This is a genomic window from Rhizobacter sp. P1_G5 (genome assembly GCF_056405435.1).
The window spans coordinates 1-5,472 of record NZ_JBFUCB010000416.1 but is presented as its reverse complement, the minus strand read 5'-3'; the positions used below and the strand labels follow the sequence as shown (position 1 = coordinate 5,472).

Below are 5,472 nucleotides of genomic sequence, written 5' to 3'. Positions count from 1 at the left end.
TCGCTGGAGGGTGCGCGATGAGGGCGTGGATCGCGGCATCGTTGATCGCGATGGCGGGCTGCGCGTCGCAGCCGCCGGTGCGCTTTCACAGCCTGCTGCCGGCGGTGTCGTCGTCGCCGGCTTCAGCACCGTCAAGCGCGGCACCGCTCGTTGTCGAACTCGGCCCGGTGACGGTGCCGGCCGCCGTCGATCAGCCTCAATGGGTACTGCGCGCCGGCGACGACAGCCTGCGCGTGCTCGAAGGCGAGCGCTGGGTCGCACCGCTGCGCGACGAGTTGAGGGCGGCGGTGATGGCGCGGCTGGCCGAGCGCTTCAACGCAGTCGACGCGCGCACGCAGCCCGGCCCGGCGAGCGGCTGGCGGCTGCGCATCGAGGTGCAGCGCTTCGAGTCGATGCTCGGACGCGAGGCGTGGATCGAAGCGGCCTGGTCGGCCACCTCGGTCGCGACGCCGGTGCGCACGCTGGCCTGCACGAGCCGGCTGCATGAGACGGCGGGCTCCGATGCGCCGTCGATCGCTGCGGCGCATCGCCGCGCGGTGCAGCGGCTGGCGGATCAGATCGGTGAAAGACTGAGGACGATGGATCAGTCGTCCGCAGTTCCCGCTTGCTGAACGCAATCAACGAAGCATGCKGACGCTCGCATGCTCGTCGGTCACTTCAATCTTTTCCCCCAACAAGAGCGGCTGGTGGTGAGCGGCGCACCGCGACGCGCAAGAACTCACAGCAAGACAGGAAACGCATCCTCCAGCCGATGCACCCCCCCAGCGTGCCGCGCGTCATACCCCGGCAGCTGGTTCGCCGCCGCCCGGAACTCATCGCTCCCCACCACCGCCATCAGCTGCTGCATCGCCGGCGTATCGAAGAAGGCCTCGTCGCACAACAGGAAGTACTGCTCCGTCTGCAGCGGAATGAAATCCAGATCGAAGCGCCGGGCCGCCGTCTCGACCCCGAAGCCCGCATCGGCCATGCCGCTGGCCACGTACGCGGCCACCGCCGCATGGGTGCGCTCCCACGGCGCATAGCCGACCGGCCCCGCCGGGTCCACCCCCGCCTGCTGCAGCAGCAGGTCGAGCAGCAGCCGCGTGCCCGACCCCGGATCCCGGCTGACGAAGCGCACATCCACGCGCGCCAGGTCGGACACGCCCTGGATTCGCAAGGGATTGCCCTTCTGCAGCATCAAGCCCTGCCGCCGCGTGCTCACATCGATCAGCATCTGCTCGCCCGGCCTCAGCCACGGCCGGTAGTGCTCCACGCCCGCCGCTTCGAACTCGCCCTGCGGCACGTGCACGCCCGCCACGTCGCACTGCCAGCTCGACACCGCCGACACCGCCTCGATCGCGGTGCAGTACTTCCATTCGAGCTGCATGCCGTCGGCCAGCAACTGCTGCTGCAGGATCTCGATCGAGAACCCGTGGCTCGCATGCAGCCGCAACACCGCCGGCGGCTCCTGCATCGCCTGCGCGATCTCGGCCTCCAGTTCCGAGGCGATCGATTCGAACAGCGGCGTCAGCCGCGCCGCGATGCGGTGGTCGGCCCACACCAGCTTCTCGCCCAGCGGCGCCAGCGTCGAGTTGCGCCCGGGCGACATGCGCAGCAGCGGCGCACCGAACAGCTCATGGCCCTGCCGCACCATCTGCCATGCATGGCGGTACGACAAGCCGCTCACCTCGCAGGCACGCGCCAGGCTGCCGTGCTGCTGCACGAGGCGCAGCAGTTCGATGAGCCGCGGCATCAGCGTGCCGCTGCCCTCGCGGCTCACCGTCCACTGCGGCTTGATGGTGAATTTGTTCACGAATTACGGCCTTATCGTTTTCCTGCCCATGTAAGCGATTGCTTGTTCACAGGCCTATGTCCGCGGCATCATATTGCCGCCACGCCGGCCCCTGCCTACAGTCGGAGCCTGCGTGTCACTGCAGCATCAAGCCCCGTGCGAGCCCGGCGGGACCTTGAATACCGATACTCACAAACCCGGGAGCAAGAATGTCCACAACCACGGCGGATTCGACAGCATCCGCGCCAGCCCCTGCCGCTGGTCTGCTCGACAAAGAGCGCACCATCGCAGGCCCTGGCTTCAATCGTTGGCTCGTCCCACCGGCCGCCCTGGCCATCCACCTCTGCATCGGCATGGCCTATGGCTTCTCGGTGTTCTGGTTGCCATTGTCGAGGGCGCTGGGCATCAAGGAAGCCATCAAGTGCGGTCCTGAGGTCGGCTTCTTCGCCGAATTGTTCACCACCACCTGCGACTGGAAGGTCTCCACGCTCGGCTGGATGTACACCCTGTTCTTCGTGTTCCTCGGCTGCTCGGCGGCGCTGTGGGGCGGCTGGCTCGAACGGGCCGGCCCGCGCAAGGCCGGCGTCGTCAGCGCGCTCTGCTGGTGCGGCGGCATGCTGATCTCGGCGCTCGGCATCCACCTGCACCAGTTCTGGCTGATGATCCTCGGCTCCGGCATCATCGGCGGCATCGGCCTCGGCCTCGGCTACATCTCGCCGGTCTCGACGCTGATCAAGTGGTTCCCCGACCGCCGCGGCATGGCCACCGGCATGGCCATCATGGGCTTCGGCGGCGGCGCGATGATCGGTTCGCCGCTCGCGGCCGAGCTGATGAAGAACTTCGCATCGCCCACCGGCGTCGGCGTGATGCAGACCTTCATCGTGATGGCGGTGGTGTACTTCGTCTTCATGCTGGGCGGCGCCTTCGGCTACCGCGTGCCGCCGAGCGGCTGGAAGCCCGCGGGCTGGACCCCGCCGGTCGCGCAGACCAGCAACGCGATGATCACGCAGCGCCACGTGCATGTGAAGAAGGTCTGGGGCATTCCGCAGTTCTGGCTGGTCTGGCTGGTGCTGTGCATGAACGTCAGCGCCGGCATCGGCGTGATCGGCATGGCCAGCCCGATGCTGCAGGAAGTCTTCGGCGGCAGCCTGATCGGCGTGGCCAAGAAGATCGGCGAACTCGACACCGCGCAGAAGGCGGCGATCGCCGGCATCGCGGCGGGCTTCACCGCACTGCTGAGCCTGTTCAACATCGGTGGCCGCTTCTTCTGGGCCAGCATCTCGGACAAGCTCGGCCGCAAGCTGACCTACACGATCTTCTTCGTGCTCGGCGGCGTGCTGTACGCCAGCCTGCCGGGCAGCGCAGGGGCCGGCAGCACGCTGCTGTTCGTCGGTGCCGTGTGCATCATCCTGAGCATGTACGGCGGCGGCTTCGCGACGGTGCCGGCCTACCTGGCCGACCTGTTCGGCACGCAGATGGTGGGCGCGATCCACGGCCGCCTGCTGACGGCCTGGGCCACGGCCGGCATCCTGGGCCCGGTGATCGTGAACTACATGCGCGACTACCAGCTCGGCCTGGGCATCCCGCGCGAGCAGGTCTACAACCAGACGATGTACATCCTGGTCGGCATGCTGGTGATCGGCCTGATCGCCAACCTGTCGATCCGTCCGGTGGCCGACAAGCACTTCATGAGCGATGAAGAGCTGGCCGAAGAGAAGCGCCTGGCGCATGACCGCGCGGCTGCGGCCGACGTGGGCAGCGGCCCCGGCGCGGGCGGCACCACGCCGACCTTCGTGGTCGCGCTGGCGTGGGCGGCGGTGGGCATTCCGCTGGCCTGGGGCGTCTACAAGACGCTTCTCACGGTCGGCAAGTTCTTCGCCTGAAGCTGTAGAAGCAACCCAACGCGCCGATAAGTCGGCGTGGTGGGTTCGATTTGTCTGATCGGGAGCGTTCGAGAACAACATGGCAGAGCAGAAGATCGAGTTCTACAAGGGCCCGGCCGGCGGCTGGGGCGCGCTGAAGAGCGTGGCGCACCAGCTGCTGCAGCACGGCATCGCGGCCAAGGGCGCGAAGACGATGCTGTCGGCCAACCAGCCGGACGGTTTCGACTGCCCCGGCTGCGCCTGGCCCGACCGCGACCACACCTCGACCTTCGAGTTCTGCGAGAACGGCGTGAAGGCCGTGGCCGCCGAGGCCACGTCCAAGCGCGCGACGCCCGAGGTGCTGGGCGCGCACACCGTCTCGTGGTTCGCCGAGCAATCCGACTTCTTCCTCGAGGACATGGGCCGCATCACGCACCCGATGGTGTATGACGCGGCCTCCGACCGCTACCGGGCGATCGACTGGGACCAGGCGTTCGCGATGATCGCGCGCGAGCTGCGCGCGCTGCCGGACCCGAACCAGGCGATCTTCTACACCTCCGGCCGCACCTCCAACGAGGCGGCCTTCCTCTACCAGCTGTTCGTGCGCGAGTACGGCACGAACAACTTCCCCGACTGCTCGAACATGTGCCACGAGCCGAGCGGCTCGGGCCTGCGCCCGACCATCGGCGTCGGCAAGGGCACGGTCACGCTCGACGACTTCGAGCAGGCCGATGCGATCTTCATCTTCGGCCAGAACCCGGGCACCAACCACCCGCGCATGCTCGGCGAGCTGCGCCAGGCCTCGAAGCGCGGCGCGAAGATCGTCAGCTTCAACCCTCTGCGCGAGCGCGGGCTCGAGCGCTTCGCCGACCCGCAGAGCGCGCTCGAGATGAGCACGCTCGGCTCGACGCCGATCAGCTCGCACTACTTCCAGCTGCGCATCGGCGGCGACCTCGCGCTCGTCAAGGGCATGTGCAAGCACGTGTTCGAGCTGGACGACCGCGCGCAGCGCGACGGCGCCGCCCGCGTGCTCGACCTGGCCTTCATCGCCGAGCACACGCACGGCTTCGAGGCCTTCGAGGCCGACGTGCGCGCCGAGAGCTGGGAGACGCTGGAGGCCGAATCCGGCCTCACGCAAGCGGACATCTGCCGCGCCGCCGAGCTGTACGCCGGTGCCAGGAGCGTGATCGCCTGCTGGGGCATGGGCATCACCCAGCACCAGCATTCGGTCGCGACGATCCAGATGATCACCAACCTGCTGCTGATGCGCGGCAACCTGGGCCGCCCCGGTGCCGGTGCCTGCCCGGTGCGCGGCCACAGCAACGTGCAGGGCGACCGCACGATGGGCATCTACGAGAAGCCGGCGCCGGCCTTCCTCGACCGGCTGGGCGAGGTGTTCGATTTCGAGCCGCCGCGCGCCGACGGCTTCGACACCGTGGCCGCGATCGAGGCGATGCTCGACGGCCGCGGCAAGGTGTTCTTCGCGATGGGCGGCAACTTCGCGTCGGCCACGCCCGACACGCATGCCACCTGGAAGGCGCTGCGCCGCTGCGAGCTGACGGTGCATGTCGCGACCAAGTTCAACCGCAGCCACGTGATCCACGGCCGCCAGGCGCTGCTGCTGCCCTGCCTGGGCCGCACCGAGGTCGACCTGCAGGCCGCGGGCGCGCAGGGCGTGACGGTCGAAGACTCGATGAGCATGGTGCACCTGTCGTCGGGCATCAACGCGCCGGCCTCGCCGATGCTGCTGTCCGAGCCGATGATCGTCGCGCGGCTGGCTGCCGCGACGCTGCCTTCCAGCAAGACACCCTGGATGTGGCTGGTCGAGGACTACAGCCG

General features: G+C 68.4%; 4 protein-coding genes. 3 read left to right on the top strand and 1 reads right to left on the bottom strand.

The window, feature by feature from the left end; translation table 11 throughout:
• Positions 1–611: PqiC family protein (locus AC1D12_RS23350; RefSeq protein ID WP_477843158.1), on the top strand; the 611-nt coding region annotated here is incomplete at its 5' end.
• A 107-nt stretch (positions 612–718) separates the two neighbouring features.
• On the opposite strand, the gene AC1D12_RS23345 is transcribed toward AC1D12_RS23350, so the two are convergent.
• Complete coding sequence (locus AC1D12_RS23345; protein ID WP_477843156.1) at positions 719–1,792, bottom strand: substrate-binding domain-containing protein; 1,074 nt, start codon at positions 1,790–1,792, stop codon at positions 719–721.
• A gap of 188 nt (positions 1,793–1,980) precedes the next feature.
• On the opposite strand from AC1D12_RS23345, the gene AC1D12_RS23340 reads away from it, so the two are divergent.
• Positions 1,981–3,654, top strand: a complete 1,674-nt coding sequence (locus AC1D12_RS23340; RefSeq protein WP_052213180.1) for an OFA family MFS transporter — start codon at positions 1,981–1,983, stop codon at positions 3,652–3,654.
• Positions 3,655–3,733: 79 nt separating this feature from the next.
• A partial coding sequence (locus AC1D12_RS23335) for an FdhF/YdeP family oxidoreductase (RefSeq protein ID WP_477843155.1) occupies positions 3,734–5,472 on the top strand: 1,739 nt, incomplete at its 3' end.